Origin of the sequence: Amycolatopsis sp. NPDC021455 (assembly GCF_040640995.1) — a bacterium.
Taxonomy (GTDB): Bacteria; Actinomycetota; Actinomycetes; order Mycobacteriales; family Pseudonocardiaceae; genus Amycolatopsis.
The window spans coordinates 41,933-68,919 of sequence record NZ_JBFACT010000036.1 but is presented as its reverse complement, the minus strand read 5'-3'; the positions used below and the strand labels follow the sequence as shown (position 1 = coordinate 68,919).

Annotated in this window: 25 protein-coding genes; 10 read left to right on the top strand and 15 right to left on the bottom strand. The window is 71.4% G+C overall.

The features are described from left to right. Positions 1 to 42 precede the first annotated feature (42 nt). Positions 43 to 1,512 carry an aldehyde dehydrogenase family protein gene (locus tag AB0G28_RS31200; RefSeq protein ID WP_361097004.1) on the top strand — a complete coding sequence of 490 codons (1,470 nt, stop codon included), beginning with the start codon at positions 43 to 45 and terminating at the stop codon, positions 1,510 to 1,512. A gap of 106 nt (positions 1,513 to 1,618) precedes the next feature. Further along, the gene (locus AB0G28_RS31195) at positions 1,619 to 2,056 is read left to right on the top strand and encodes a hypothetical protein (RefSeq protein WP_361097002.1); all 438 of its coding nucleotides are present in this window, start codon (positions 1,619 to 1,621) and stop codon (positions 2,054 to 2,056) included. Between the two features lie 173 nt (positions 2,057 to 2,229). Here AB0G28_RS31195 and AB0G28_RS31190 read toward each other — a convergent pair whose 3' ends face one another. The 3 genes from AB0G28_RS31190 to AB0G28_RS31180 are packed head-to-tail and all read right to left on the bottom strand — an operon-like array spanning position 2,230 to position 6,044. Continuing rightward, positions 2,230 to 2,793 (bottom strand): TIGR03086 family metal-binding protein, encoded by a 564-nt coding sequence (locus AB0G28_RS31190; protein ID WP_361096999.1) that lies wholly within the window; start codon positions 2,791 to 2,793, stop codon positions 2,230 to 2,232. A gap of 33 nt (positions 2,794 to 2,826) precedes the next feature. Next, complete coding sequence (locus AB0G28_RS31185; RefSeq protein WP_361096996.1) at positions 2,827 to 4,014, bottom strand: class I SAM-dependent RNA methyltransferase; 1,188 nt, start codon at positions 4,012 to 4,014, stop codon at positions 2,827 to 2,829. Continuing rightward, complete coding sequence (locus tag AB0G28_RS31180; protein WP_361096993.1) at positions 4,011 to 6,044, bottom strand: APC family permease; 2,034 nt, start codon at positions 6,042 to 6,044, stop codon at positions 4,011 to 4,013. The genes AB0G28_RS31185 and AB0G28_RS31180 overlap by 4 nt, the downstream gene beginning before the upstream one ends. A 44-nt stretch (positions 6,045 to 6,088) precedes the next feature. On the opposite strand from AB0G28_RS31180, the gene AB0G28_RS31175 reads away from it, so the two are divergent. Together AB0G28_RS31175 and AB0G28_RS31170 are read left to right on the top strand one after the other, a co-directional pair. Beyond that, entirely contained in the window at positions 6,089 to 6,802 is a 714-nt protein-coding gene (locus AB0G28_RS31175) for a TrkA family potassium uptake protein (RefSeq protein WP_361096990.1), read from the top strand. Further along, positions 6,799 to 7,455, top strand: coding sequence for a TrkA family potassium uptake protein (locus tag AB0G28_RS31170; protein WP_348946888.1), 657 nt, complete (start codon positions 6,799 to 6,801; stop codon positions 7,453 to 7,455). Before AB0G28_RS31175 ends, AB0G28_RS31170 begins: the two co-directional genes overlap by 4 nt. Before the next feature lie 585 nt (positions 7,456 to 8,040). On the opposite strand, the gene AB0G28_RS31165 is transcribed toward AB0G28_RS31170, so the two are convergent. Further along, the gene (locus AB0G28_RS31165) at positions 8,041 to 8,763 is read right to left on the bottom strand and encodes a DUF3159 domain-containing protein (protein ID WP_361096986.1); all 723 of its coding nucleotides are present in this window, start codon (positions 8,761 to 8,763) and stop codon (positions 8,041 to 8,043) included. Between the two features lie 9 nt (positions 8,764 to 8,772). Next, positions 8,773 to 9,153, bottom strand: coding sequence for an OB-fold nucleic acid binding domain-containing protein (locus AB0G28_RS31160; protein ID WP_013224481.1), 381 nt, complete (start codon positions 9,151 to 9,153; stop codon positions 8,773 to 8,775). Positions 9,154 to 9,289: 136 nt separating this feature from the next. Between AB0G28_RS31160 and AB0G28_RS31155 the strand changes: the two genes are divergently transcribed. Continuing rightward, the gene (locus AB0G28_RS31155; RefSeq protein WP_361097045.1) at positions 9,290 to 9,973 is read left to right on the top strand and encodes an alpha/beta hydrolase; all 684 of its coding nucleotides are present in this window, start codon (positions 9,290 to 9,292) and stop codon (positions 9,971 to 9,973) included. Positions 9,974 to 10,032: 59 nt separating this feature from the next. Here AB0G28_RS31155 and AB0G28_RS31150 read toward each other — a convergent pair whose 3' ends face one another. Continuing rightward, on the bottom strand, positions 10,033 to 10,701 hold the full coding sequence (locus tag AB0G28_RS31150) for a DUF3710 domain-containing protein (protein WP_361096982.1): 669 nt from the start codon (positions 10,699 to 10,701) through the stop codon (positions 10,033 to 10,035). After that, on the bottom strand, positions 10,701 to 11,204 hold the full coding sequence (gene dut, locus AB0G28_RS31145) for a dUTP diphosphatase (RefSeq protein ID WP_361096979.1): 504 nt from the start codon (positions 11,202 to 11,204) through the stop codon (positions 10,701 to 10,703). Before dut ends, AB0G28_RS31150 begins: the two co-directional genes overlap by 1 nt. Before the next feature lie 24 nt (positions 11,205 to 11,228). On the opposite strand from dut, the gene AB0G28_RS31140 reads away from it, so the two are divergent. Further along, positions 11,229 to 11,711, top strand: coding sequence for a DUF3093 domain-containing protein (locus AB0G28_RS31140; protein WP_361096976.1), 483 nt, complete (start codon positions 11,229 to 11,231; stop codon positions 11,709 to 11,711). A 135-nt stretch (positions 11,712 to 11,846) separates the two neighbouring features. Here the strand turns inward: AB0G28_RS31140 and AB0G28_RS31135 are convergent, their stop codons facing one another. Beyond that, positions 11,847 to 12,155, bottom strand: a complete 309-nt coding sequence (locus AB0G28_RS31135) for a DUF4193 domain-containing protein (protein WP_013224476.1) — start codon at positions 12,153 to 12,155, stop codon at positions 11,847 to 11,849. Positions 12,156 to 12,675: 520 nt separating this feature from the next. Between AB0G28_RS31135 and cei the strand changes: the two genes are divergently transcribed. After that, positions 12,676 to 13,359: an envelope integrity protein Cei gene (gene cei / locus AB0G28_RS31130; protein ID WP_361096973.1), complete on the top strand. Its 684-nt coding sequence runs from the start codon at positions 12,676 to 12,678 to the stop codon at positions 13,357 to 13,359. A gap of 168 nt (positions 13,360 to 13,527) precedes the next feature. Here the strand turns inward: cei and AB0G28_RS31125 are convergent, their stop codons facing one another. After that, positions 13,528 to 14,346, bottom strand: coding sequence for an inositol monophosphatase family protein (locus AB0G28_RS31125; protein WP_361096969.1), 819 nt, complete (start codon positions 14,344 to 14,346; stop codon positions 13,528 to 13,530). A 67-nt stretch (positions 14,347 to 14,413) separates the two neighbouring features. Between AB0G28_RS31125 and ppgK the strand changes: the two genes are divergently transcribed. The 3 genes from ppgK to AB0G28_RS31110 all read left to right on the top strand — a co-directional run bounded on the left by ppgK (position 14,414) and on the right by AB0G28_RS31110 (position 17,734). After that, positions 14,414 to 15,178, top strand: a complete 765-nt coding sequence (ppgK, locus tag AB0G28_RS31120; RefSeq protein ID WP_361097042.1) for a polyphosphate--glucose phosphotransferase — start codon at positions 14,414 to 14,416, stop codon at positions 15,176 to 15,178. 173 nt (positions 15,179 to 15,351) lie between these two features. Beyond that, a complete protein-coding gene (locus AB0G28_RS31115; RefSeq protein ID WP_361096966.1) occupies positions 15,352 to 16,755 on the top strand; it encodes an RNA polymerase sigma factor in 1,404 nt (467 codons plus the stop codon). A 115-nt stretch (positions 16,756 to 16,870) separates the two neighbouring features. After that, on the top strand, positions 16,871 to 17,734 hold the full coding sequence (locus tag AB0G28_RS31110) for an LLM class flavin-dependent oxidoreductase (protein WP_361096963.1): 864 nt from the start codon (positions 16,871 to 16,873) through the stop codon (positions 17,732 to 17,734). Here the strand turns inward: AB0G28_RS31110 and AB0G28_RS31105 are convergent. The 6 genes from AB0G28_RS31105 to AB0G28_RS31080 form a co-directional block, all read right to left on the bottom strand. Further along, positions 17,718 to 18,908 (bottom strand): hypothetical protein, encoded by a 1,191-nt coding sequence (locus tag AB0G28_RS31105; protein WP_361096960.1) that lies wholly within the window; start codon positions 18,906 to 18,908, stop codon positions 17,718 to 17,720. The two genes, AB0G28_RS31110 and AB0G28_RS31105, sit on opposite strands and share 17 nt — an antisense overlap. Positions 18,909 to 18,948: 40 nt before the next feature. Next, positions 18,949 to 19,341, bottom strand: coding sequence for a hypothetical protein (locus AB0G28_RS31100; protein WP_361096958.1), 393 nt, complete (start codon positions 19,339 to 19,341; stop codon positions 18,949 to 18,951). A 178-nt stretch (positions 19,342 to 19,519) separates the two neighbouring features. Then, positions 19,520 to 21,727 (bottom strand): 1,4-alpha-glucan branching protein GlgB, encoded by a 2,208-nt coding sequence (gene glgB, locus AB0G28_RS31095; RefSeq protein WP_361096955.1) that lies wholly within the window; start codon positions 21,725 to 21,727, stop codon positions 19,520 to 19,522. A gap of 4 nt (positions 21,728 to 21,731) precedes the next feature. Continuing rightward, positions 21,732 to 23,105 (bottom strand): aminoglycoside phosphotransferase, encoded by a 1,374-nt coding sequence (locus AB0G28_RS31090; RefSeq protein ID WP_361096952.1) that lies wholly within the window; start codon positions 23,103 to 23,105, stop codon positions 21,732 to 21,734. 5 nt (positions 23,106 to 23,110) lie between these two features. Next, positions 23,111 to 24,919: a maltose alpha-D-glucosyltransferase gene (treS, locus tag AB0G28_RS31085; protein ID WP_361096949.1), complete on the bottom strand. Its 1,809-nt coding sequence runs from the start codon at positions 24,917 to 24,919 to the stop codon at positions 23,111 to 23,113. A gap of 39 nt (positions 24,920 to 24,958) precedes the next feature. Continuing rightward, positions 24,959 to 26,941 carry an alpha-1,4-glucan--maltose-1-phosphate maltosyltransferase gene (locus tag AB0G28_RS31080; protein WP_361096946.1) on the bottom strand — a complete coding sequence of 661 codons (1,983 nt, stop codon included), beginning with the start codon at positions 26,939 to 26,941 and terminating at the stop codon, positions 24,959 to 24,961. Between the last annotated feature and the right edge of the window lie 46 nt (positions 26,942 to 26,987).

Here is a 26,987-nt window from a genome sequence, read left to right as displayed (position 1 = left end):
TCGCTGTGGCGGTCACGCCGCGTGGCCACGAGAATGGACCGCATGGCGGACTTCTTCATCGGCGGCGACTGGGTGGACGCGGTGGGCGGCGGACGGCGGGAGATCCGCTGCCCGGCCGACGGTTCCCTGGTCGCGACGGTCGCCGAGGGCACCGCCAAGGACACCGAGGCCGCCATCGCGGCGGCGCGCCGGGCGTTCGACACCGGCCCGTGGGCGGGCACGCCCGCGCAGCTGCGCGGCGACCTCCTGCTGCGCACCGCGGACCTGCTCGACCGCGACGCGGAGGCGTTCGCCCGCGCCGAGTCGCTCGACACCGGGAAACGCCTGGTCGAGAGCCGGTACGACATGGCCGACATCGCCGCCTGCCTGCGCTACTTCGGCAAGCTCGCGGGGCAGGACGCCGGGCGCGTCGTCGACACCGGCAACCCGGACGCGTTCAGCCGGATCGTGCACGAGCCGGTCGGCGTCTGCGGGCTGATCACGCCGTGGAACTACCCGCTGCTGCAGACCGTGTGGAAGATCGCGCCGGCGCTGGCCGCGGGCAACACGTTCGTGCTCAAGCCGAGCGAGCTGACCCCGCACACGGCGATCCTGTTCCTGAAGCTGCTCACCGAGGCCGGGCTGCCCGCGGGCGTCGGCAACCTGGTGCTCGGCGCCGGTGCCGAGGTCGGCGCGCCGCTGGCCGAGCACCCGGACGTCGACCTCGTGTCGTTCACCGGCGGGCTGGCCACCGGCAAGGTGATCGCCGCGGCGGCCGCGGGCACGGTCAAGAAAGTCGCCCTGGAGCTGGGCGGGAAGAACCCGAACGTGGTCTTCGCCGACGCCGACTTCGAGACCGCTGTGGACTACGCGCTGACCGCGGTGTTCCTGCACTCCGGCCAGGTGTGCTCGGCGGGCGCGCGGCTGATCGTGCAGCGGGAGTGGCACGACGAGTTCGTGGCCGAGCTGGTGCGCCGCGCCGAGCGGATCCGGCTGGGCGGGCCGTTCGACGACCGCGCCGAGACGGGCCCGCTGATCTCGGCGGCGCACCGGGAGAAGGTCGAGCGGTACGTGGCCGCCGCGCTGGCGGAGGGCGCGGTGCTGCGGACGGGCGGCCGCCGTCCGGACGACCCGGCGCTGGAGGACGGCTTCTACTACCTGCCGACCATCCTGGACCAGGTGAAACAGGGCTCGTCGGCGGTCGTCGACGAGTCGTTCGGGCCGGTCCTGACGGTCGAGACGTTCACCGACGAGGACGACGCCGTCCGCATCGCCAACGACACACACTACGGCCTGGCCGGCGCGGTGTTCACGAACGACGCGTCGCGGGCGCAGCGCGTGGCCGGCCGGCTGCGCCACGGCACGGTGTGGATCAACGACTTCCACCCGTACCTGCCGCAGGCCGAATGGGGCGGCTACAAGCAGTCCGGGTTCGGCCGCGAGCTGGGTCCGACCGGGCTCGCCGAGTACACCGAGGTCAAGCACATCTACCAGAACCTGCGCCCGGCGCCGCAGCACTGGTTCGCCGGCTGAGCGCTCCCCCGATCGGGATCCACCGAACGGCCCAGCCCGGAAAACGCGGTCGGAAAGCCGTTTCCGGCGCTTTATGCTGCCTCCACCGCGACGCAGGGAGGCCGGGGTGGAGCAGCAGCGACCGGGCAACCGGCTCCGGGGCCCGCGCGCGGTGATCGTGGTCGCGGCCGGGCTGGGGATCATCGCCGGGCTGACCCTGCGGACCGCCGACCACCCCGGGCTCCTGCCCCCGGGCACCCCGGACCCCGAGCTGGACCTCGGCCTGCGCCTGGTGTGCGCGGCGGCGGTGCTCGCCGCCGGCACGCTCGCGTACCTGACGTTCGCCCGCAAGCGCGACGAGCCCCTGGCCATGGCGTGCCTGCCCGGCCTGGTGGTCACCGGCGTGGTCCTGCGTCACCTGGTGGTGACGCTCCCCCAGGTGGCGCGCTTCGAACCGGCGGCGCGCATCGCCCCCGGCGCCGGTTCGTGGGTGCTGCTGGCCTCGGGCGTGGTGATGACGGCAACCGGCTTGGCGGCGGCCTTCGCGGTCCGCCGCGCCGGCTGACCTGGCTGCGGGCATCGCGACCGAGCCGACCCTCCAGGCACGCGAACCGACCGCCCCGCACGCGCCCCAAGGCGGACCGGACCCGGCGCGAACCTGCCGACCCGCGCTGCTTCGCCGTCGTCCAGCCCGCAAGACCAGCCCCGCGAGCCGGCACGATGATCGAGCCGTTAACCTCAGCCGTTTGCCCCCTTCCGGCCCAGGAAGGCCGCCAGCCGGTCCGCGGCCGTCGCCCCTTCCGGTGCCTCCAGCTCCGGCCCGAACGGCCCACCCGGCTGCCGGGGCGTCGCCCCGAACCGGGACCGCCACTGCTCGAGCGCCTGCGACGCCAGATCGGGCAGCAGATCCGTCGAAGCACCTGTCGCGTCCGCGAGGTCCCAGCCGTGGACCACGTACTCGTTCACGCGCATGTGCACCAGGAACACCCCGGGCACCTCGCCCAGCGGAGTCGTCACCTTGCGCGTGAACAGGTCCGGCCCGGCCAGCACGGCCCGCGCCCGGGCCACCGACGCCGCGAACTCCGCCGCGGGGTCGGCACCCAGGTAGTCGCCGTCCGGGGCCGGTGGGCCCGTGCCCGCCCAGAAGGCCACCTTGGCGTTGCCGTGCGCCAGGTGGTTCACCACCGCGCGGACGTCCCAGTCCGCGCAGGCCGTCGGCAGCGTCCACTGGTCCGGACGCAGGCCCGTGACCAGGGCGATCACCGTCGAGGAAGCTCTGTCGAAGTCGTCGAGAGGAGTCATGCGCACAGTGTGCCGACCACCACCGACAAAAACTCAGGACAGCAGCGCCACGCACTCCACGTGGTGGGTCATCGGGAAGGCGTCGAACGCCCGCAGGTCGGTCAGCCCGTACCCGTGCGAGGCGAAGATCGCCACGTCCCGGGCCAGCGCCGCCGGGTCGCAGGCCACGTACACGACCCGGTCCGGCGAGCCCGCCACGATCGACTCCACGACCGCCTTGCCGGCGCCCTTGCGCGGCGGGTCCAGCACCACGACATCCACGGGTTTCTCGGCCGACGCCACCACGTGCTCCACCCGCCCGGCCCGCCACGAAACCTGCGGCAGGTCGGCGAGGTTCCGCTCGCCGTCGGCGACCGCGCGCCGGCCGGACTCCACCGCCAGCACCCGGCCCGCGGACCCCACCTGCGCGGCCAGCACCGACGCGAACAGCCCGACCCCGGCGTAGAGGTCCCAGGCCGATCCGCCCGCCGGTGCCTCCGCCCACTCCCCCACGACCGCGGCCAGCGTCGACGCCGCCGCCGGGTGGACCTGCCAGAAGCCGTGCGCGTCGAGGCGCCAGTCGCGGCCCGCCGCGTGCTGGACCGCGACCCCGCCGGTCAGCTGCCGGGCCCGTACCTTGCCACGCACCGTCGACAGCTCGCGGACGTGCAGGTCGCCGTCGCCGTCGGTGGTGACCTCCAGCTCGCTGCCCGGCCGCCAGCGCCGCGCGAGGACGTCGTCGAGCTCGCCCGGGACCGCGATCGGGCAGTCCTCCAGGGCCACCACCCGGTGGCTGTGGTGGGCGCGCAGGCCGGCGCGCCCGTCGCGGCCGGCGACCAGCCGGACCCGGCTGCGCCAGTCCAGCGGCCCGCCGTCGAGGGCCTCCACGACGACGTCCCGCTCGATCCCGGCCAGCCGCTGCAGCTGCTCGGCGACGACCGCGGCCTTCAGCTCGCGCTGGTAGTCCGGCGAAGCGTGCTGCCAGTCGCAGCCACCGCAGCCGCCGGGCACGGCGAGCGGGCAGGGCGGCGGGACCCGGTGCGCGGACGGCGTCAGCACCTCGACGGCGTCGCCGCGGCAGAACGAGCCGCCGTTGTCCTCGGTGACCTCGACGCGGACCTGCTCGCCCGGCAGCGCGTGCCGGACGAACACGACCCGCCCGTCCGCGCGGGCGACGCAGTGGCCGCCGTGCGCCACCGGCCCGACCTCGACCTCGAGGACCCGGCCCAGCCAGCTCGTCATTCGGCGGGCTCCTTGGGCTTCGGCGCGGCAGCCGGCTTCGCGTCGGGCGAGAAGCCGCGGCGGACGTCGCCGGCCGCCGGCCACTCGTTCCGGACGCGCGCGGCCGCCTTCGCCGACGACTCCAGCTGCCACGGCACGCTCGCCACGATCACGCCGGACTGGAACAGCAGGCGGCCCTTGAGCCGCAGCGCGCTCTGGTTGTGCAGCACCTGCTCCCACCAGTGACCGACCACGTACTCCGGGATGAACACGGTGACCACGTTGCGCGGATTGTCACCGCGCACGCGCTTCACGTAGTCGAGCACGGGCTTCGTGATTTCGCGGTAGGGCGACTCGACGACCTTCAGCGGCACCTTGAAGTTGTGGGCGTCCCACTCGGCGGTGAGCTTTCGCGTGTCGGCATCGTCCACATTGACCGTCACGGCCTCGAGGACGTCCGGGCGCATCGCCTTGGCGTAGGCCAGGGCGCGCAGCGTCGGCCGGTGCAGTTTGGACACCAGCACGATGGCGTGGTTGCGCGACGGCAGCACGGTCGGGGTGTCGCCGAGGTCCTTCAGCTCGTCGGCCACCCGGTCGTAGTGCCTCCGGATCGCGGTCATGAGCACGAAGATCGCGACCATCGCGGCGATCGCGATCCACGCGCCGAGCAGGAACTTCGTGATCAGCACGATGATCAGCACGGTGCCGGTGCAGGTGAGACCGACCGCGTTGACGGTCTGCGAGCGCCGCATCCGCCGCCGGACGCCGGGGTCGGTTTCCTTGGCCAGCAACCGGTTCCAGTGCCGGATCATGCCGGCCTGGCTCACCGTGAACGACACGAACACGCCCACGATGTAGAGCTGGATGAGCCGGGTGACCTCGGCGTCGAAGGCGATGATCAGCACCAGCGCGAAGGCGGCCAGGAAGATGATGCCGTTGGAGAACGCCAGCCGGTCGCCGCGCGTGTGCAGCTGCCGCGGCAGGTAGCGGTCCTGGGCCAGGATCGACCCCAGCACCGGGAAGCCGTTGAACGCGGTGTTCGCGGCCAGCAGCAGGATGATGCCGGTGGAGAAGGACACGTAGTAGAACGCGGGCTGGAAGTCGGCGAAGACCGCGTGCGCGATCTGGGCGAGGATCGTCTTCTGCTCGTAGCCCGGGGGCGCGCCGACCAGCTGGCGGTCCGGGTCCTCGGCGAAGGTGACCTTGGTGATGATCGCCAGCGCGATGATGCCGACCAGCATGATCACCGCGAGCAGGCCCATCATCAGCAGCGTGGTCGCCGCGTTCTTCGACTTCGGCTTCTGGAACGCCGGGACGCCGTTGCTGATCGCCTCGACGCCGGTGAGTGCCGCGGCGCCGGAGGAGAACGCCCGCAGCACCAGGAACGCGTACGCGGCGCCGGCGAAGGTGCCTTCGGCGTTCAGCGTGAGCCCGGCGCTTTCGGCGCGCATCTCGGTGCCAGTCGCGGCCTGCACGAGCCCCCACGCCACCATGACCAGGATGCCGAGGATGAACCCGTATGTCGGGATCGCGAAGGCCTTCCCCGACTCGCGGATGCCGCGCAGGTTCAGCGACGTCAGCACGACCACGATGACGATCGACGCCAGCACCTTGTGCTGCGCGACCCACGGCACCGCCGAGCCGATGTTCGCCACACCGGACGAAGTGGACACTGCGACGGTGAGCACGTAGTCGACGAGCAGCGCGCTCGCCACGGTGAGCCCGAACCGGCCGCCGAGGTTGGTGTTGGCGACCTCGTAGTCGCCGCCGCCGCTCGGGTAGGCGTGCACGTTCTGCCGGTAGGACGCGACGACGACCAGCATGACCAGCGCGACGGCAATGCCGATCCACGGCGCCAGCGCGTACGCCGAGAGCCCGGCGACGCTCAGCGTCAGGAAGATTTCCTCCGGGGCGTAGGCGACGCTCGAGAGCGCGTCGGAGGCGAAGATCGGCAGCGCGATGCGCTTGGGCAGCAGCGTGTGGGACAGCCGGTCACTGCGGAACGGGCGTCCGAGGACCAGGCGTTTCAGCACGGTCGGGAACTTCGACACCACGAAAGCCTAACGGCACCGGGCACGGTAGGTTCGCCCCTGGCATGTCTGGTGTACGACGGACGGGTAAACCGCCAAGGAGGAGGCAGGGCGTGCACGTGGTGATCATGGGATGCGGCCGGGTCGGCGCGTCCCTGGCCGCTGCGCTGGAGCGGCTCGGCCACGAGGTGGCCGTCATCGACAAGAACCAGCAGGCGTTCCGCCGGCTCGGCAGCGACTTCCACGGCCAGCAGGTCGTCGGCGTCGGGTTCGACCGCCGGGTGCTGATCGAGGCCGGCATCGAGCGTGCCGGCGCGTTCGCGGCGGTGTCCAGCGGGGACAACTCGAACATCATCTCGGCCAGGGTGGCCCGCGAGAACTTCGGCATCGAGCACGTCGTCGCGCGGATCTACGACCACAAGCGCGCGGCCGTGTACGAGCGGCTGGGCATCCCGACGGTCGCGACCGTGCCGTGGACGACCGACCGGTTCCTGCGCACGCTCCTGCCGGACGGCGTCGCGTCGGCGTGGCGGGACCCGTCGGGCAACGTCGCGCTGCTGCAGCTGCCGCTGCACGAGGGCTGGGTCGGGCACTCCGTGCGCTCGCTGCAGGAGGCGACCGGCGCGCGGGTGGCGTTCATCATGCGCTTCGGCACCGGCGTCCTGCCCGACACCAAGACCGTGCTGCAGGCCGACGACGTCGTGTGGGTGGCCGCGCGGTCCGGCACCGTCACCGACGTGACCAGTGTGGCCCACCGCGAACCGGAGGACGAGGCATGAGGGTCGCGATTGCGGGCGCCGGGGCGGTCGGCCGTTCCATCGCCGCCGAGCTGATCGACGGCAGGCACCAGGTGATGCTGATCGAGCGCGAGGCCGACCAGTTCGAGCCGCACGCGGTCGAGCAGGCCGACTGGGTGCTCGGCGACGCGTGCGAGGTGTCGATCCTGGAGGAGTCGGGGATCGAGCAGTGCGACGTCGTCATCGCCGCGACGGGCGACGACAAGGCGAACCTGGTGGTGTCGCTGCTGGCCAAGACGGAGTTCGCGGTCCGCCGCGTGGTGGCCCGGGTGAACAACCCGGCCAACGAGTGGCTGTTCACGGACGCGTGGGGCGTCGACGTGGCGGTCTCGACCCCGCGCATGCTCGCGGCGATGGTCGAGGAGGCGGTGAGCGTCGGCGACCTGGTGCGGCTGATGACGTTCCGGCAGAGCAACGCGAACCTGGTCGAGCTGACGCTGCCGGCGGAGACGCCGCTGGCCGGCAAGCCGGTGAGCGACCTGACGCTGCCGCGGGACGCGGCCTTGGTGACGATCCTGCGGGGTGACCGCGTGATCGTGCCGCAACCGGAGGACCCACTGGAGCCCGGCGACGAGCTGCTGTTCGTGGCGACCGCGGACGTGGAGCCGGAGATCCGGACGGCCCTGGGCTACTGAGGCTTTGCCGAGAGGCCGCGGAGGTCGCCTTTCAGTGGCCTTCGCGGCGTTCGGCGACCGGAATTGTCGGTGCCTGCCGGTAGTGTGGAAGACGGGGGGCGCCCCCGCGGGCCCGGCGTTCGCGCGATGCCTCCCTGAGCACAGGTGATGCCTGCCCAGTCACGCGTAATGCCTCTCCCGTCACGCGCGATGCCCCTCCGCCGGTCGGTTTCGTGTACCGCTGGCCGGAACCCGCGTGGCCCAAGCCGGATCTCACGTGATCCGGGCCGATCCAGGCCGGAACTCACGTGATTGGAGCCGGAACTCGCCTGACCCCGACCGGAACCCGCGCGGTTCGATACGGGTCTCGCGCCGTCCGAGCCGGATCCCCGCGTGATCCGAGCCGGAACTCGCGTGATTCGAGGCGGGTCTCGCGTGATCCGGGCCGGAACTCACGTGATCGGACGCGGACTTCGCGTGACCAGAGAGGCATCACGCGTGATTGGCGGGGCATCTCGCGTGATTGAGCGGGCATCGGGCGGTCGGCGCGGCGGAATTGTCGGTGCCTGCCGGTAGAGTCGAAAACGGGGGGCGCCCCCGCGCGGGTCAGGCTTCCGGGGTTGCGTACTTCTGGCGGAGGCGGGCTTCGACCTCCGCGTCCGTCTCCGGCGCAGGCTCCGACTCCGCCAGGGCCTTCAGGCGCTTGTCCGACCGCCGGACCGCCCAGACGACCACCAGCAGGCCCAGCGCGTACAGCGGGTAGCCCATGGCGATCTTCGCGAAGGCCAGCCAGCCCGTGTAGTCCTCCTGGTAAAGCCACCGCTGCACCACGAAACGGGCGGCGAAGATCGCCGCCATGGCCAGCGTGGCGACGTCGTAGCCGTAGCGGGACGGCTTGTCCTTGCGCCATGCCTGGCCCGTGCCGTTGAGCATGTTCCAGACCACGCCCGCGATCGGCCAGCGCACCACCACCGACAGCACGAACACGCCGCAGTAGATCAGGCTGGCGTAGATCCCGAAGAGGAAGAACCCCTTCGCGGACCCGGTCCGGTAGGCGATGAACGCCGCGATCGCGACGCCGAAGAACCCGGAGATCGCCGGCTGCAGCGGCTCCTTGCGGACCACGCGCAGCACCGTGATGGCCACCGCGCTGCCCACCGACGTCCAGATGGCCGCGGTCAGGCCGAAGAACGAGTTCGCCAGGACGAACACGATGACCGGCAGCGAGGAGTAGATCAGGCCGGACACGCCGCCCATCTGCTCGAGCAGGGTCGGCTGCGGCTCTTCTTCCGCGTCGGTCTTCTTCTCGCTCGGGGCGGGTTCAGTCACGATGGGTGATCAACTCACTGGGCTCTGGAGCTCGTAATAGGGGTTGTACAGCACCTTCTGGCCGTCACGCTCGGCCATCCGGCCGCGCACCTTGATCGTCCGGCCAGGCTCGATGCCCGGGATCCGGCGGCGGCCGAGCCAGATTAGCGTCACGCCCTGTGTCCCGTCGAACAGCTCGGCCTCCAGCGTGGCGGCCTCGTTGGTCGGGCAGAGCTCGACGCTGCGGAGCCGTCCCATCACCGTGACCTCTTCGCCCGAGCGGCAGTCACACGCCCGCTGCGCCCCTTCGGCGCCCGACCTCATCGACATCTCGTCGGCGTCGAGTTCCTCGACGTCGCTGGTCAGCTTGCGAACCAACCGGCTGAAGTAGCCGCCGTCTTTGGCGGACATAGGTGCTCCTGTGCTCCGGGGCCCCCGACGTGGTGCTGCGGCCCGTGCGATTTCCAGCGTAGCTGCGGTCCCCGCCAGGAGAACGCCTTTGCGCAAAGATCGCAACGTGACGTCCGCAATCAGAGTTCCCGCCGCGGTGCTGCTGCCCGGCACCGGCTCGGACGAGGTGTTCGTCCGGGCCGTCTTCGAAGGGCCGTTGCGCGCCCTCGGTGTCCCGCTCATCGCGCCACCGCCACCCCCGGGTACCGCGCTCGCCGAGGGCTACCTGAAGACGCTGGACGCCTTGGCGGACGAATACGGCGAACTGCTCGTCGGCGGCATTTCGTTCGGCGCGCACCTCGCCGCGGAGTGGGCGGTGCGCCATCCGGCCCGTTGCGGGGGCCTGCTGGCCGCGCTCCCGGCCTGGAACGGCGCCCCGGGCTCAGCACCCGCATCACTGGCCGCGACGCTGACGGCGGATCTGGTGGCCCGTTCCGGCGTCGACGCCGCGCTGGCGCAGACCGCGGGCAGCCCGGACTGGCTGCGGACGGAGCTGGACCGGGCGTGGCGGCGCCACGGCGACGGGCTGGCGGACAGCTTGCGCGTCGCGGCGGGGCGCCCCTCCCCCACCCTCGCCGAACTCGCGAACCTCGCCGTCCCCGCCGGGATCGGCACGTGCACCGACGACCCGATCCACCCGACGAAAGTCGCGTCGGAGTGGGCCGGCGCACTTCCCCGCGCGGCCCTCGGCGAGACGACGCTCACGGCGCTGGGCGCGGACCGGGAGTCCCTCGGCCGGGCGACCGTCCTCGCCTACCTCCGGGCCCGGCAAAAGCCGTGAAGGCCTCCTTACCGGCCTTAAACGCCGGTAAGGAGGCCTTCACGGACATCCGGCGGGACTCAGCCCTGCTGCTGCTGGGCGGCGATGTGCTCGGCGACCGCCTCGGGCAGCGTGATGGTCAGCGGGGTCCGGACCGGCATGGGCGCGTCGCCGCGGTCGACGATCGTCCGCCGGACGATCTCCCGCAGCACCTCGACGGCCGCCGCGGCCTCCGACTGGGGCCCGGCGATGACGCCGCGCAGCATCCAGCGGGGCCGGTCGACGCCGACGAAGCGCAGGGCGACGTCGCCGACGATGGCCGAGATCTCCAGGCCCCACTTGCCGCGGCCGATGTTCACCTTGGCGCCGTCGGCCCGCAGCTGCTCGGCCAGCTCGGAGCTGACCTCCCGCCACAGCCCGCCCGAGCGCGGCGCGGCGTACGCGCTGACCGTGATCTGGCCCTGCTCGGTGACGACGTGCACGGCGCGCACGCCCTGCGTCTCCGGGTCCATTTCGACCTGGACCTGGGAACCGTCGGGCACCGGCACCTTCACCGAGCCGAGGTCGATCCGCGGGACGCCGTCGTCGTCGAAGTCCGCGACGTCGTACGGGCCGTCGGAGACGTCGGACAGCTCCGGCCCGTCCTCGTCGTCGTACGCGTCGTCCTCGATCGTGTCGTCGGCCTCGGGCGCGGCGTGCCGTCCGGCGGACCCGCCCTCGGTCCGCCGCTTGCGTCCGAAAATCCCCACTAGCTCTCCGTTCCTTCCCCCGCGCCGGCGCCCGTGCCGGGCGCCGGTGCTCCCAGTGTGGCGTGTCCACCTGTCGAGCCGTAGCCTCCGTCGCCCCGCTCGGTGGCGTCGAGCTCGGCGACCTCGACGAACTCCGCGTGCTCGACCCGCTGCACGACCAGCTGGGCGATGCGGTCGCCGCGCGTGAGCTTCACCGGGTGCACCGGGTCGTGGTTGATCAAACAGACTTTGATCTCCCCGCGGTACCCCGCGTCGATCGTGCCCGGGGTGTTCACCACCGACAGGCCGACCCGGGCGGCCAGGCCCGACCGCGGGTGGACGAACCCCGCGTACCCGGGCGGGAGCGCGATCGCGACGCCGGTGCCGACGACGCCGCGTTCCCCGGGTTCGAGCACGATATCCGAGGTGGTGACGAGATCGGCGCCCGCGTCGCCCGGCCGGGCGTAGGCGGGCGGCGGGACATCCGGGTCGAGCCGGGAGAGGAGTACCTGAACGCTGGACACGGGCCGCGAGATTACTCTGTTCCCGTGGGTGAATCAGCGAAGACGGCCGCGAACGCCGCGGTCCGGCACTCCGAGCGGCTGTACGTCCCGTGGTGGGGCTGGCCGCTGCCGGTGCTGGGGGCGGTCCTGCTCGCCGCCGAGATCGACCTCGGGTACCCGGGGATCCGGGCGTGGCTGCCGTACGTGATCGCGCTGCCGGTGGTCGTGGCGCTGCTGCTCTCGCTGGGCCGGTCGAAGGTCCGGGTCACCGGCGGCGACGAGCCGGAGCTGTGGGTCGGCGACGCGCACCTGCCGCTGCGCTACGTGGGCGAAGTCGAAATCTTCGACAAGGACGCCAAGCGCAAGGCCCTCGGGCGGGACGGCGACCCCGCCGCCTACGTGCTGCACCGCGGCTGGGTCGGCCCGGTCGTCAAGGTCCACCTGACCGACGCGAACGACCCGACGCCGTACTGGCTGTTCAGCACCCGGCACCCGGAAAAGGTCGTCGAGCTGCTGAAAGGTACCTGACCCCAGACATGGGAAGGGGGCCGGCCTGCCGGCCGGCCCCCTTGTCCCCAGCGCGCTTCGAGCCTCCCCCTGCTCTCCCTCGAGGCTCTCCGTCGCGTCTGTTCGTCCCCTGTTCCGAGAACCCCTCTGCGTTTCTCAGGCGCAGTCGCGGCAGATCAGGCGTCCGCCGTTGTCCTCGGCCAGCCGGCTGCGGTGGTGCACCAGGAAGCACACGGAGCAGGTGAACTCGTCAGCCTGCTTCGGCACCACCTTCACGGTCATGTCCTCCCCGGAAAGCCCGGAGAGGTCGGCACCCGGCAGCTCGAAGTTCTCGGCGGTCGCGTCCTCGTCGACGTCGACGACGCCGGACTGGTTCTCGTTCCGCCGGGCCTTGAGCTCCTCCAACGAGTCTTCGGCCAGCTCGTCGGCTTCGCTGCGGCGCGGAGCGTCGTAGTCGGTAGCCATGTTGTCCCTCACCCCTGCGATCAGCTTGTGTAGTCGTTTTCCCGGACCCCCGGGTGCGCCCGTGAGTCCGCCGTGCCGCTGGTCAACGTTCCAGGGCCCCTGTTTGTGCCCGGCGGCCGAAGTGACCGAGGTCTCTTCTTTTCGGGCCTCTTCCTGCGGCCGGAGCCCGGGAAGGGTAGCTCACCGCGATCCGGGTTCTGCAACGAGTCAGACATTGCCGGGGAATCGTCACCCGACAGGGGGAACCCGCAGGTAAGACGCGTTGTGGTCCGTTCGGGTTGCGCGTGGGTGGAGAACTTCACGCGCGGCCCGTGTCCGCTTGCCCCGGCCGGGGCGGGCGTGGTGCGATCGCTGCACGGGGATCGGCCCGGGACCACGGCCGGAACCGGATGTTTCCGGCGGGGTGACCCGGGACGACGCGCTCCGGCCGGTGCGCCTAGGCTGACCGGCCTCGAACGGTGCCGGTGCGCAGGGTCGGCTCGCACGGTCGGATTCGGTGTTTTGGGGAAGGGACGGGCAGGTGGCGTCGGGGAACGGCATCGGGGACCGTGGGGCGCGGCCGTATCGCAAGCACAAGCCGCTGCCGGCGCTGATCGTCATCGGCGTGCTCGCCGTCGCCGCGATCGTCGTCTGGGTGAACGCGGTCGTCGGCAAGGGTGACATCGACGAGGCCGTCCGCTGCGACCCGCCCCCCAGCCCGCCGCCGGGTGTCACGTTCAGCACCCTCCCCCACGACGCGCTCGACGGCCGCGCGCCCATCCCGCCCGACAAGATCGCCTACCGGGTCCTCAACGCCTCCGAGACCCGCGGCAAGGGCGGCATGACCACGACCGCGCTGAAGGAGCTCGGGTTCACCGGCGCGGCCGAACCGGCCAGCGACCCGGCGTACGAGAACCGCGAGGCCAAGTGCCGGGGCCAGATCCGCTTCGGCGAGAACGGCATGGCCGCGGCCCGGACGCTCAGCCTGGTCGTCCCCTGCGCCGAGCTGGTCCAGGACAACCGCAAGGACGCGAGCGTCGACGTGGTCACCGGCACCCTCTTCGGCGACGTCCGGCCGCGCGCCGAAGCCCGCCAGGTCATCACCCAGCTCGCCGACTGGTCGAAGACCCACCAGGGCGGCGGCGGCAACGAGCAGTCCGCGGGCGCGAAGGCCCCCGTCATCGACCAGACGCTGCTGGCCTCGGCTCGCGACGTGGAGTGCTGACCGGCGCCGACCCAGCCGACCGGCGCCGGGCCCGCGGGGGCGCCCCCGTTTTCCACGCTACCGGAGGACACCGACAGTTCCGGCCTCCGTGCGTCGCGAATGACTCATTCGCGGCGCCGGAGGTCCCGAATGAGTCATTCGCGACGTTGCCCGAGGTCGGCGGGAAGCTCAGACCTCCGCCGCGCCGCAGTCCGCCAGGACCTTCCGCAGCGGACCGGCGATGGCCGGGGCCGCCGCGTACGTCGCGTCCGCGCCCAGGTCCGCCGCGCTGCCCGGCAGGGACACCTCCGCGCCCGCCTCCGCCGCGATCAGCGCGCCCGCGGCCCAGTCCCAGGGGTTGAGGCCGTGCTCGACGTACGCGTCCAGCCAGCCCGCCGCCACCGCGCACAGGTCCAGCGAGGCCGCCCCGTTGCGGCGGATGTCCCGGACCTGCCCGAGCAGCGAGGCCGCGAACTTCGACTGCCGCGTCCGCCGCGAAAGCGAATACGCGAAACCGGTTCCGACCAACGTCACCTCCAGCGCGGACGGCGCCGAGACCGCCAGCCGCCGCCCGTCCAGGAACGCGCCCTGGCCGCGGGCCGCCGACCAGACGCGGCCGCTCGCCGGCTCCACCACCGCCCCGGCCACCGACACCCCGCCGACCTGCGCCGCCACCGACACCGCGAACCACGGCAGGCCGTAGAGGAAGTTGACCGTTCCGTCGATCGGGTCGACCACCCACGTGACGCCGGCGCCCGCCGCGCCGCCGCCTTCCTCTCCCAGCACCGGCTCGCCGGGCCGCAGCGCGGCCAGCCGCGACCGCACGAGCCGCTCCGACTCGTGGTCCACCGCGGTCACCACGTCGGTCGCCCCGGATTTGGTCCCGACGGCGACCGCACGACCGGAAGCCATCCCCTCCCAGGCCTCGCGGACCAGGGCGGAGGCTTCCGTCGCGACCTGCACCGCGACGCTTTTCAGCAACGACTCGTCAACTCCCACGTCCGACATGTCACCACATCCGGTTAAAGTCTCCGAGGCAGGCTTCTGAATCGTGCGAGAAGGGACCACGTCCGTGGTGGAGGCGACCCGCCGAGGTTTCGGCATCGACATCGGCGGCAGCGGGATCAAGGGCGCTTTGGTCGACCTGGACGCCGGACAGCTCATCGGCGACCGGATCCGGGTCGAGACGCCGAAGCCGTCCACGCCGTCGGCGGTGGCGGACGTCGTGCACGACATCGTGACGCAGGCGGGCTGGGACGGCCCGGTCGGCGTGACGCTCCCCGCGGTCGTCAAGAAGGGCGTCGCGCACACCGCGGCCAACATCGACAAGCAGTGGATCGGCACGGACGCCGACGCGCTGTTCGCCAAGCGGCTCGGCCGGAGCGTCGACCAGGTCGCGATGCTCAACGACGCCGACGCGGCGGGCATGGCGGAGATCCGCTTCGGCGACCCGGTCGCGCGCAAGGGCGTGACCGCGCTGCTCACCTTCGGCACCGGCATCGGCAGCGCGGTGTTCCAGGACGGCAAGCTCGTGCCCAACACCGAGTTCGGCCACCTGGAGATCGACGGCCACGACGCCGAGAAGCGCGCGGCCGCTTCGGTCAAGGACAACGAGGGCCTCACCTACCCCGAATGGGCCAAGCGCGTGCACCGTTACCTGACCGTGCTCGAGAACTTGATCTGGCCCGACCTGTTCATCGTCGGCGGCGGTGTCAGCAAGAAGGCCGAGAAATGGGTGCCGCTGCTGGACATCCGGACTCCGGTGCTGGTCGCGAGCCTGCAGAACAACGCCGGGATCGTCGGCGCCGCGGCCGCCGCGGCGGAGGGCATCCAGCACTGATCGGCCGCTGAGGGTGATCGCTTCGCACCGCATGCGCGTACCGTCGTTACAATGGAACACGGCCCACGGCTGCGGAGGCCAAAACCGCAGGCCGAGGCGTGTTCCCCGAATGTGAGGCAGCAGTGGCACCCGTGCCGTTGCTCGTCATGATCGACCGCTGCGAAAGGGCGTAAGTGGCAGCCGCAAGAACCGCAACCCGAGGCGGGACGAAGACAGCGACCGCAGCCGGCGAGCCGGCCGAAGAGGCAGCCACCGGGACGGCGAAGCCAGCGGCGCGCAAGACCACCACCGCCAAGAAGGCGCCGGCCAAGAAGGCACCCGCGAAGAAGCCGGCGACCAAGGCCGCGAAGACCGAAGACGGCGAGCCCGACGGTCCCGGCGACCTCGAGGACGTCGAACTCGACTCGCCCGACCTGTCGGACCTCGAAGAGGTCGAGGTCGACGTCGTCGACGAAACGGTCAACGACGAGCCGGACTCCGACTCGGCCGACGACGAGGACGACGAAGAAGAAGCCGACGAGGAGACCCCGGCGGCCCGCCGTCGCAACGCGGCCGCCGACAAGGCGGGCAAGAGCGGCTCCGACAACCCGGACTTCGTCTGGGACGAGGAGGAGTCCGAGGCGCTGCGGCAGGCGCGCAAGGACGCCGAGCTGACCGCGTCCGCCGACTCGGTGCGTGCCTACCTCAAGCAGATCGGCAAGGTCGCGCTGCTGAACGCCGAGGAGGAGGTGGAGCTGGCCAAGCGGATCGAGGCCGGGCTCTACGCCGCCGAGCGCGTGCGCACCGCCGAGGAGGAGGGCGAGAAGCTCGTCACCCAGATGCGCCGCGATCTCAAGTGGATCGTGCGTGACGGCGAGCGCGCCAAGAACCACCTGCTCGAGGCGAACCTCCGGCTCGTGGTGTCGCTGGCCAAGCGCTACACCGGCCGTGGCATGGCGTTCCTGGACCTGATCCAGGAGGGCAACCTCGGCCTGATCCGCGCGGTGGAGAAGTTCGACTACACCAAGGGCTACAAGTTCTCGACGTACGCCACGTGGTGGATCCGCCAGGCGATCACCCGCGCGATGGCCGACCAGGCCCGCACCATCCGCATCCCGGTGCACATGGTCGAGGTCATCAACAAGCTGGGCCGCATCCAGCGCGAGCTGCTCCAGGACCTCGGCCGCGAGCCGACCCCGGAAGAGCTCGCGAAGGAAATGGACATCTCCCCGGAGAAGGTCCTGGAGATCCAGCAGTACGCGCGCGAGCCGATCTCGCTGGACCAGACGATCGGCGACGAGGGCGACTCCCAGCTCGGCGACTTCATCGAGGACTCCGAGGCGGTCGTCGCGGTCGACGCGGTGTCGTTCACGCTGCTGCAGGACCAGCTCCAGTCGGTGCTGCAGACGCTGTCCGAGCGCGAGGCGGGCGTGGTCCGGCTGCGCTTCGGCCTCACCGACGGCCAGCCGCGCACGCTCGACGAGATCGGCCAGGTGTACGGGGTGACCCGGGAGCGCATCCGGCAGATCGAGTCGAAGACGATGTCGAAGCTGCGGCACCCGTCGCGGTCCCAGGTCCTGCGGGACTACCTGGACTGAGTTCTTGGCACACTGAGTTCTTGGTACAAAAGGGAAAACCCCGTCACGAAAGTGGCGGGGTTTTTTCTTTTCGAGGATCTTGGAAGAAGATCATCCCTTTCTTCCAGGAGCCTTCATGAAGATCGGCATCGGACTGCCGAACCAGGTCCGCGACATGCGTCCGGACGTCATCCCGGCCTGGGCCGCCCAAGCCGAGGAAGCCGGGTTCTCCACGCTCGGCACGGTCGGCCGGATCGCCTACCCCGGCGTGATGGACACCGTCGCGCTCGCCGCCGCGGCCGGCGCCACCAAGACCATCGGGCTGGTCAGCAACGTCCTGCTCGGCACCGTGTGGCCGCCCGTGCTGCTGGCGAAGGAGATCGCCGGCATCGACGGCGTCTCCGGCGGCCGGCTCACCCTCGGCATCGGGATCGGCGGGCGGCCGGACGACTTCGTCGCCGACGGGCTCGGCCCGAAGGGGCTCGGCAAGCGGATCGACGCCGACCTCGAGGTCTACCGCGACGTCTGGAACGGCAAGCCCGTCGGCGGTGGCGACAACCCCGCCGTCCCGGCGGGCACCCGCGAAGTTCCGTTGCTGTTCGGCGGGTTCGCGCCGAACGCCCTGGCGCGGATGGCGAAGTGGGGCGAGGGCTACGTCGCCGGTTCGGTGCCGCCCGAGATGGTCGCCGGCTCGTTCGACCAGGCCCGCGCGGCCTGGCGGGAAGCCGGCCGCGCGGGCGAGCCGCGGCTCGTCGCGATCACGTACTTCGCGCTCGGCGAGCCCGACACCGGCCGCGCGAAGGTCCACGACTACTACAGCAACATGGGGGAAGAAGGGGCCGGCTTCATCGCGTCGGGTGTGCGGACCACGCCGGACGCGGTGCGCGAAGCCGTGCAGGCGTTCGGTGACCTCGGCGCTGACGAGCTGATCTTCAACCCGGCCACCGACGAGCTCGACGACATCGCCCGCCTCGCGGACATCGTCACGCCCGGCCGGTGAGCACCGTCCACGGGACGTGCACCGTGACGCGTTCGCGGAGCTGCTCGTTGAGCAGCCACAGCTCGCCCGTGGCCGGCCAGTAGGAAAGGTTCTGGCTGTTCACCGGCGCCTGCCCGGCCAGCCTCGACGTCGAGGTGCCGCCGACCCCGCCGTGCAGGCACGACGGGTGGTCGCCGGCCACCCCGGCGTACTCCGGGCAGACGCCGGTGAGCACGAAGTAGCCGTTGCGGGACACCGCGCCCTGCATGCCCCACACCGGCGAGGAGAAGCCCTCCTTCGCGTGCACCAGGCCGTCGGCCGACGGCTGGAGGCGGCCGGTCGCGGAGTCGAACGGCCAGCGCAGGATCCGGCCGCCGGCCGCGGCCGGGACGTGCTCGGCGGTGACGAAGGTGGAGTCACTGTGGTCGAACGACAGCGTCGAGAGGCACGGCCGCGCGCCGGTCGCCGTCGTGCACGCTCCGCCGCCGGGGTACCAGTAGGCGCCGACCTGCGGCATCGCGTAGTCGTAGTAGGCGGCGTGGTACTTGCCGTCGCTGCCGAGCCCGACGGTCGCCGAGCTGTCGTCGACCTTCCAGAAGTGCGTGGTGTCGAAGACGCGGATCAGGCCGCCGGTGGTGGCGACGAAGAGGAGGTTGCCGGACCAGGTCACGCCGTGCCCGTGGCCGGTCACGACGGCGAAGTTCGTGTCCGAAACCGGTTCCACGAGCAGGACGTGCCGGTAGCCGAGCCCATTGGCGTCCACAAAGGACAGCCGGACCATGGTGTCGCCGGACGTGTGCCACGTCGTCACGACGACGCGCTTGCCGTCGGCGGTCCCGGTCGCCGGGTCGGCGTCGCCGGAGCCGGTGAGGCCCTGCGGGATCCAGTCGTTGGTCTTGTCGTCGTTGCCGTCCTCCCAGCAGAAGCCGGCGGGTTTCAGCGCGGCGGCGAGGTAGGTGGCGTGGCAGAGCGGGCGGGCCTTGCGGTTGGCGTCGCCGAGGACGTCCGGCAGGCCGCGGGGCGGGAGTTTCCGGTCCAGGGCGGCGATCCGGGACGCGTAGGTGGCGAAGGAGTCGCCGGCGGTGAGCCGGAAGCCGTCGACGGTCGCCGCGTCCAGCCGCGGGAAGTCCGCCGCCTGGGCCGACGGCGCGAGACCGAGCAGGAGCAGCACCACGAAGCCGATCACGAGTCGCATCCCGGCAGCGTGCCCGGCAGGCGTACACGCGCCGTACAAGTCAGGGCACGGCCAGCCCGCGCTCCCGCAGCGACTGCTCGACGCGCAGGCGTTCGATCTCGCGGTCCATCCCCTCGGGCAGCTCCCCGAGCCGGTGCGGGACGCCGACCTGGCGGCAGGCCACGGTGAGGAGCTCGTCGTAGGCCTGCCGGGTGCCGAACCGCCGCGCGGCCGGCGTGCCGGACGGGTAGCCGGCGAGCAGCCGGTGCACCCGCCGCAGGTCGGCGGCGACGCGTTCGATCGGCGGCCCGTCCGGTTCCGGCTTCGCCCGCTTCTGCCGGATCCAGCCGACCAGCTTGGGGACGCGCAGCGCGCACCAGAACAGCACCGTGGGAGCGACGCAGACCACGGCGAAGAGGATCAGGTTCGCGACGACACCACGGGAGCCGTCCATCCCCCGATGGTAAGCCCGCGACGCCAACCCAGCGGACCCCTTTTCGCGTGATCGAAGGGTCAGCACACGTGATTGAAGGGTCAACTCGCGTGATTGGAGAGTCGACACGACGCCGGTCGCCGTGTCGTCCCTTCAATCACGCGTGCCGACCTCCTGATCACGCGTGTCGACCCTCGAATCACGTGAGGTCGGGGTCCGGTGGGGTTTCTTCGGTCAGCCAGAGGACTCCCGCCGGGGGGAGCTGGAGGACGGCCGAGGCCGGCTGGCCGTGCCAGGGCTCGTCCGTCGCCTCCACCGCGCCCAGGTTGCCGACGCCGGACCCGCCGTAGACCTCGGCGTCGGTGTTGACGACTTCGCGCCAGCGGCCCGCCGCGGGCAGGCCGACGCGGTAGTCGTGGTGCGGGACGCCGGCGAAGTTGGCCACGCACGCCAGCCGTGAGCCGTCGGCGCCGATGCGCAGGAAGCTCAGGACGTTGCCGCTCGAGTCGTTCGCGTCGATCCACGCGAAGCCCTCCGGCGACGTGTCCTGGCTGTAGAGCGCCGGAGTCGACCGGTACACCGAGTTCAGCGACCGCAGCAGGTCCTGCACCCCGCGGTGCAAGGGCTCCTCCAGGAGGTGCCAGTCCAGCGACCGCTGCTCCGACCACTCCCCCTCCTGCGCGAACTCGCCGCCCATGAACAGCAGCTGCTTGCCCGGGTGCGCCCACATGAACGCCAGCAGCGAACGGACGCCCGCCGCCTTGTTCCAGGCGTCGCCCGGCATCCGGCCCCACAGGGATCCCTTGCCGTGCACCACTTCGTCGTGCGACAGCGGGAGCACGAAGTTCTCGCTCCACGCGTACACGAGCGAGAACGTCATCTCGTTGTGGTGGTACGCGCGGTGGATCGGCTCATGGGACAGGTACCGGAGCGTGTCGTGCATCCAGCCCATGTTCCACTTGAAGCCGAACCCGAGGCCGCCCAGGTGCGTCGGGCGCGTGACGCCCGGCCAGGCCGTGGACTCCTCGGCGACCATCACGACACCCGGGTGTCGCTTGTAGACGGTCGCGTTCAGCTCCTGCAGGAACCGCACCGCGTCGAGGTTTTCCCGCCCGCCGTACTGGTTGGGCAGCCACTCCCCTTCGTTGCGGGAGTAGTCCAGGTACAGCATCGACGCGACGGCGTCCACGCGCAGGCCGTCGAGGTGGAACTCCTCGATCCAGTACAGCGCGTTGGCGACCAGGAAGTTGCGGACCTCGTTGCGGCCGAAGTCGAACACGAGCGTGCCCCAGTCGGGCTGCTCGCCGCGGCGCGGGTCCGCGTGCTCGTACAGCGCGGTGCCGTCGAACTTCGCCAGCGCCCAGCTGTCCTTCGGAAAGTGCGCGGGCACCCAGTCCACCAGCACACCGATCCCGCGCTGGTGCAGGCGGTCGACGAAGTACCGGAAGTCGTCCGGCGAGCCGAAGCGGGACGTCGGCGCGTAGTACGACGTCACCTGGTAGCCCCACGAGCCGCCGAACGGGTGCTCCGACACCGGCAGCAGCTCGACGTGCGTGAAACCGGTTTCGACGAGGTAGTCGCCCAGCTGGTCGGCCAGTTCCCGGTAGTCCAGCCCGGGCCGCCACGAGCCGAGGTGGACTTCGTAGACGCTCATCGGCGCCGAGGCCCACTGGGTCGCCTCGCGCTTCGCGACCCACTCGTCGTCGTCCCACGAGAAAGCCGACTGCGTCACGACCGAAGCCGTCGCCGGCGGCTTCTCCGTGGCGAACGCCATCGGGTCGGCCTTCTCGTGCCAGTTGCCGTCGGAGCCGAGGATGCGGAACTTGTAGCAGGTGCCGACGCCGACACCCGGCACGAACAGCTCCCAGATGCCGGACGAGCCGAGCGAGCGCATCGGGTGCCCGCGCCCGTCCCAGCCGTTGAAGTCGCCGATCACGCGGATGCCGCGGGCGTTCGGCGCCCAGACCGCGAACGACGTCCCCTCGACGACCCCGTTCGGTGTGTCGTAGGAGCGGACGTGCGCGCCGAGCACCTCCCAGAGGCGCTCGTGCCGTCCCTCGCCGATCAGGTGCAGGTCCAGCTCCCCCACCGTGGGGAGCCAGCGGTACGGGTCGTCGGCGGTGGCGGTGTGCCCGTCGTACTCGACTTCCAGCCGGTAGTCGCCGGGGTGCTCCGGCACCGCCACGGCGAAGAGGGCGTCGATCACCGGCTCCAGGGGGTACCGGTGCTCACCCGCGCGCAGCGTGACGGCCTTGGCGCCGGGCAGCAGCGCCCGGGCCACGAAGTGCTCGCCAGCCGGGTGCACGCCCAGCACCGAGTGCGGGTCGTGGTGGGACCCGGCCAGCAGCCGGTCGATGTCCGCGGCCGGCGGGGCCGCGGCCGGGAGGCCTTCCGGAACGGCGTTCACGGTGTCATCCCTCTCCGCTCGTGATCCGGGCGATCGAAGCGAGCGGCACGCCCAGCCAGTCCGGCCGGTTCGCGTGCTCGTAGCCCACCTCGTAGACCGCCTTGTCCAGTTCGAAGGCACGCAGCAGCGCGCCCTGCTCGCGCGGGTCCGCCGCGATCGCGGCGTACCCCTCGCAGAATGCCGTCCGGTTGCGCTCGGACCACTCCATGGCGCGCCCGGCCAGTGCCGGGTCGTCCGGCTGGCCGACCAGCATCTGCTGGGCCGCGTAGTCGAACGACCTCAGCATGCCCGCGACGTCGCGCAACGGCGAGCGGAGCGCGTGCCGTTCCTCCACCGGGGCCGCCGGCTCCCCTTCGAAGTCGATCAGCAGCCAGCCGCCGACCGTTCGCAGGACCTGGCCGAGGTGCAGGTCGCCGTGGATGTACTGCATCTCGACCGAGCCGGCGGGCAGCGTGCGCAGCCCCTCGTACGCCGCCCGCAGCGCCGGGGCGTGCGCCGCCAGCTCCGGGACCCGCCCGGCGATGGTGTCGAGCCGGGTGAGCATCGCCTTCGCCGAGCGTTCCAGCTCGGCGGCGTCGACGGCCTCCGTGCCGAGGGCCTCGGCCAGGTCGGCGTGCACCTCGGCGACCGCGCGCCCGAGCCGCTCGGCCTCGCCGGCGAAGTCGCCGCCGACCTCCCCGGCGTGCAGGTCCGGCGCGGCCATCAGGTCGCGGACGCTGGTGGTGGCCATCGCCCAGCCGTCGACCGCGTCGGGCACGAACTGCTGGAGCATGCCGACCGTGGTCGGCTCGCCGCCGAGGTCGCCGGTGATCGAGCCGAGCGGGGCCGCGATGTGCTTGCTTCCGACGGCCTGCAGCGCGCGGTGCAGCAGCAGGTCCTTGTTCTTGCCCGGCGTCAGCTTGCGGAACAGCTTGAGGATGTACTGCCCGCCGTACACCAGGGACGTGTTGCTCTGCTCGGACGTGATCGGCCGGGCCCGCAGGCCGGTCTCCAGCTCGACGCCGGGCTCGTGCTCGAAGACCAGCGAGCCCACGGTCTCCTCCCGGGCCATCAGGTCCAGCAGCACGCCGGTGACGTCCAGGTCGCCGGAGGCCTCGTACGCGTTGAGGTCCCCGCCGGCGCCGATCCAGCTGGTGGACGCGATCTCCGGCGGGTGCGTCCGGCGGCCCACGAGCAGCTGGTAAGGCTCGCGCCGGTCGCCCTGGGCGACCTCGACGACCGCGTGCAGCAGCTGCGGGTCACCGGCGACCAGCTCGGTCACGCCGAGTGTCCGGACGCCGGTCACCGGCCGGTCCTTGCCGGCGAACCAGCGCTGCTCCGGCAGCCAGCGCTTCAGGTCCTCGGTCAGGTCGTCGACCAGCTCGCGCGGGTCGGACAAGGGACTCACCTCGCTTCGCCTTCGTCTCCCGGGCTCGTCAGCTGGAACCAGTAGAAGCCGTGCCCCGGCAGTGTCAGCAGGTACGACAGTTCGCCGATGCTCGGGAACCGCACGCCGCCGGTGAGCTCCACCGGCGTGCACCCGCGGTGCGCGGACAGATCCAGCTCCACCGGCTGCGGGAACCGGGAGAGATTATTGACGCAGAGCACGACGTCCTCGCCGCCGTCCGGGCGCCGCCACTGGCGCTTGTAGGCCAGCACGCTCGGGTTGGACCCGCCGAGGTCGACGAACTCGCCTTCGGCGAACGCGTGGTGCTGCTTGCGCACCTCGATCATCCGGCGGGTCCAGTTGAGCAGGGAGGCGTCGTTGTTCGACTGCGCCTCGACGTTCAGGCCCTGGTAGCCGTACACCGGGTCCATGATCACCGGCAGGTAGATGCGGCCCGGGTCGCAGGAGGAGAACCCCGCGTTGCGGTCCGGGGTCCACTGCATGGGGGTGCGCACCGCGTCGCGATCGCCGAGCCAGATGTTGTCTCCCATGCCGATCTCGTCACCGTAGTACAGAACGGGCGAACCGGGGAGGGACAGCAGCATCGCGGTGAACAGCTCCTGCTGGTTGCGGTCGTTGTCCAGCAGCGGCGCGAGCCTTCGGCGGATGCCGATGTTGGCCTTCATGCGCGGGTCCTTGGCGTACTCCGCGTACATGTAGTCGCGCTCTTCGTCGGTGACCATCTCGAGGGTCAGCTCGTCGTGGTTGCGCAGGAAGATGCCCCACTGGGTGCCGGTGGGGATTTCCGGTGTCTGGGCGAGGATCTCCGAGATCGGGAACCGCGACTCGCGCCGCACCGCCATGAAGATCCGCGGCATCAGCGGGAAGTGGAACGCCATGTGGCACTCGTCGCCGCCGACGGCCGGGTCGCCGAAGTACTCGACGACGTCCGACGGCCACTGGTTCGCCTCGGCCAGCAGGATCCGGCCCGGGTACTCGTCGTCGACGACCTTGCGGCAGCGCTTGAGGAACTCGTGCGTGCGCGGCAGGTTCTCGCAGTTGGTGCCCTCCTGCTCGAACAGGTACGGCACGGCGTCCAGGCGGAACCCGTCGATGCCCAGGTCCAGCCAGAACCGCAGGACGTCGATCATCGCGTTCTGGACGTCGGCGTTCTCGTAGTTCAGGTCGGGCTGGTGGGAGAAGAACCGGTGCCAGTAGAACTGGCCGCGGACCGGGTCGTAGGTCCAGTTCGACGTCTCGGTGTCGACGAAGATGATCCGCGCGTCGGCGTAGCGGGAGTCGTCGTCGCTCCACACGTAGTAGTCGCCGTACGGGCCGTCGGGGTCGCTGCGGGACTGCTGGAACCACGGGTGCGCGTCCGAGGTGTGGTTGAGCACCAGGTCGGTGATCACCCGGATGCCGCGCCGGTGGGCCTCGTTGAGCAGGAAGACGAAGTCCTCGACGCTGCCGAACTCCGGCAGCACCGCGCGGAAGTCGCTGATGTCGTACCCGCCGTCGCGCAGCGGCGACGCGTAGAACGGCGGCAGCCACAGGCAGTCGATGCCGAGCCAGGCCAGGTAGTCCAGCCGGCCCGCCAGGCCTCTCAGGTCGCCGGTGCCGTCGCCGTTGGAGTCGGCGAACGCGCGCACCAGCACCTCGTAGAACACCGCGCCCTTGAACCACTCCGGGTTGCTCGGCGCCTGCTGCGCCGACCGGAAGTCCCCGGCCTGGGGTTCCACCAGCATGCCGTCGGCGGTCATCGCCTCACCGGTGTGCGGCACGCCCTCCAGTCCCAGTGCCGCGTCGGGCCGGGTTTCTTCCGCCATGTGCTCCACCTCGTCCCTTCGAACCCTGTCCTTCCGCCCTCAGCCGGCCAGCCGGCGTCTCACCGACACGACGTGGGCGACCGCCCGCCAGGGTTCGAGCCGGACGTAGTTCGCCTGACCCCAGTCCCAGGTGTCGCCGGTGACCTCGTCGTGGGCGATCAGCCGTTCGTGCGCCTCGAACCCGAGCGCCGCCGTGTCGAGCCACAGCGTGCCCTCCTGGGGCCCGTACGGGTCGAGCGTGACGACGGTGACCACGGTGTCGCCGGTGGCCGGGTCCTGTTTGGAGTAGGCCAGCAGCGCGTCGTTGTCGACGTGGTGGAAGTGCAGGGTGCGCATCTGCTGCAGCGCGGGGTGCGCGCGGCGGACGGCGTTGAGCTTCGTCAGCCACGGCTCCAGCGAACGCCCTTCGGCGAGCGCGCGCTCGAAGTCGCGCGGGCGCAGCTGGTACTTCTCGGAATCGAGGTACTCCTCGCTGCCCTCGCGGACCGGGACGTGCTCGAACAGCTCGTAGCCGGAGTAGACGCCCCACGTCGGCGAGATCGTCGCCGCGAGCGCCGCCCGCAGCGCGAACATGCCGGGGCCGCCGCGCTGCAGCGACTCGTGGAGGATGTCCGGGGTGTTGACGAACAGGTTCGGCCGGCCCTCGTTCCAGTGGTCCCGCAGGTCGATGGCGAAGTCGATCAGTTCCTGCTTGCCGGTCCGCCAGGTGAAGTAGGTGTAGCTCTGGGTGAAGCCGAGCCGGGCCAGGCCCCACAGCCGCGCCGGCCGGGTGAACGCCTCGGCCAGGAAGATCACGTCCGGGTGAGCGTCCTTGACCGACTGGATCAGCCAGGCCCAGAAGTCCGGCGGCTTGGTGTGCGGGTTGTCGACCCGGAAGATCTTGACCCCGTGGTCGATCCAGACCGTGATCACCCGCAGCATCTCTTCGTAGACGGCCTTGGGGTCGTTGTCGAAGTTGATCGGGTAGATGTCCTGGTACTTCTTCGGCGGGTTCTCCGCGTACGCGATCGAGCCGTCCGGGCGGGTCGTGAAGAACTCCGGGTTCTTGAGCACCCACGGGTGGTCGGGCGCGGCCTGCAGCGCGAAGTCGAGCGCCACCTCCATGCCGAGCTCTTCGGTCCGGGCGACGAAGGCGTCGAAGTCCTCGAAGGTGCCCAGGTCGGGGTGGATGGCGTCGTGCCCGCCCTCGTCGGAGCCGATGGCCCACGGCGAGCCGACGTCGTCCGGGGTCGCGTCGAGGGTGTTGTTGGGGCCCTTGCGGTTCACCCGCCCGATCGGGTGGATGGGCGGGAGGTAGACGACGTCGAAGCCCATCTTCGCGACGCGGTCGAGCGCGTTCGCGGCGGTGGCGAAGGTGCCGTGCACCGGCTTGCCCTCGGCGTCGAGCCCGCCGGTCGAGCGGGGAAACAGCTCGTACCAGGAGCCGTACGCGGCGCGGCGACGGTCGACCCACACTTTGTGCGGTTTGCCCTTGGTGATCAGTTCCCGCACCGGGAACTCGTGCATGAGCTGGCGGACCTCGGGCGAGAGCGCGGGCCCGACGCGCTCGGCCAGACCGCGCTCTTCGTCGCGCAACGCCGTCACCGCGCCGAGCAGCAGCTGCTTCTCCGCCCGGCGGTCGGGACGGCGGGCGACGCGCTCCAGCAGGCGGGCGCCGTTCTCGAGGTCGTTGGCGAGGTCCTCGGGCCCCTGGCCGGCCGCCACCTTCACCTCGACGTTGTGCTCCCACGTCGCCCACGGGTCGCCCCAGGCGTCGATCCGGAAGGTCCACAAGCCGGTCGTGTCGGGGACGATCACCGCGGCGAACTCGTCGGGGTGGTCGGAGCCGCGCGGCACCATCCGCGTCTGCCGCGTCAGCCGGTCGTCCGGGCCACGCCACGCGACGGTGGCCGCGACGGCGTCGTGACCTTCGCGCCACACGGTCGCGGTGACCGGGATGTGTTCTCCCACAACGGCTTTGGCCGGGTACCGGCCGCAGCTCACGCTGGGGGAGACGTCGTCGATGCCGAGCCGGCCGGTCATGGGCAACGCCCCTCGGTGTGTCGGTTGGACGCAGACGGCGACAGTC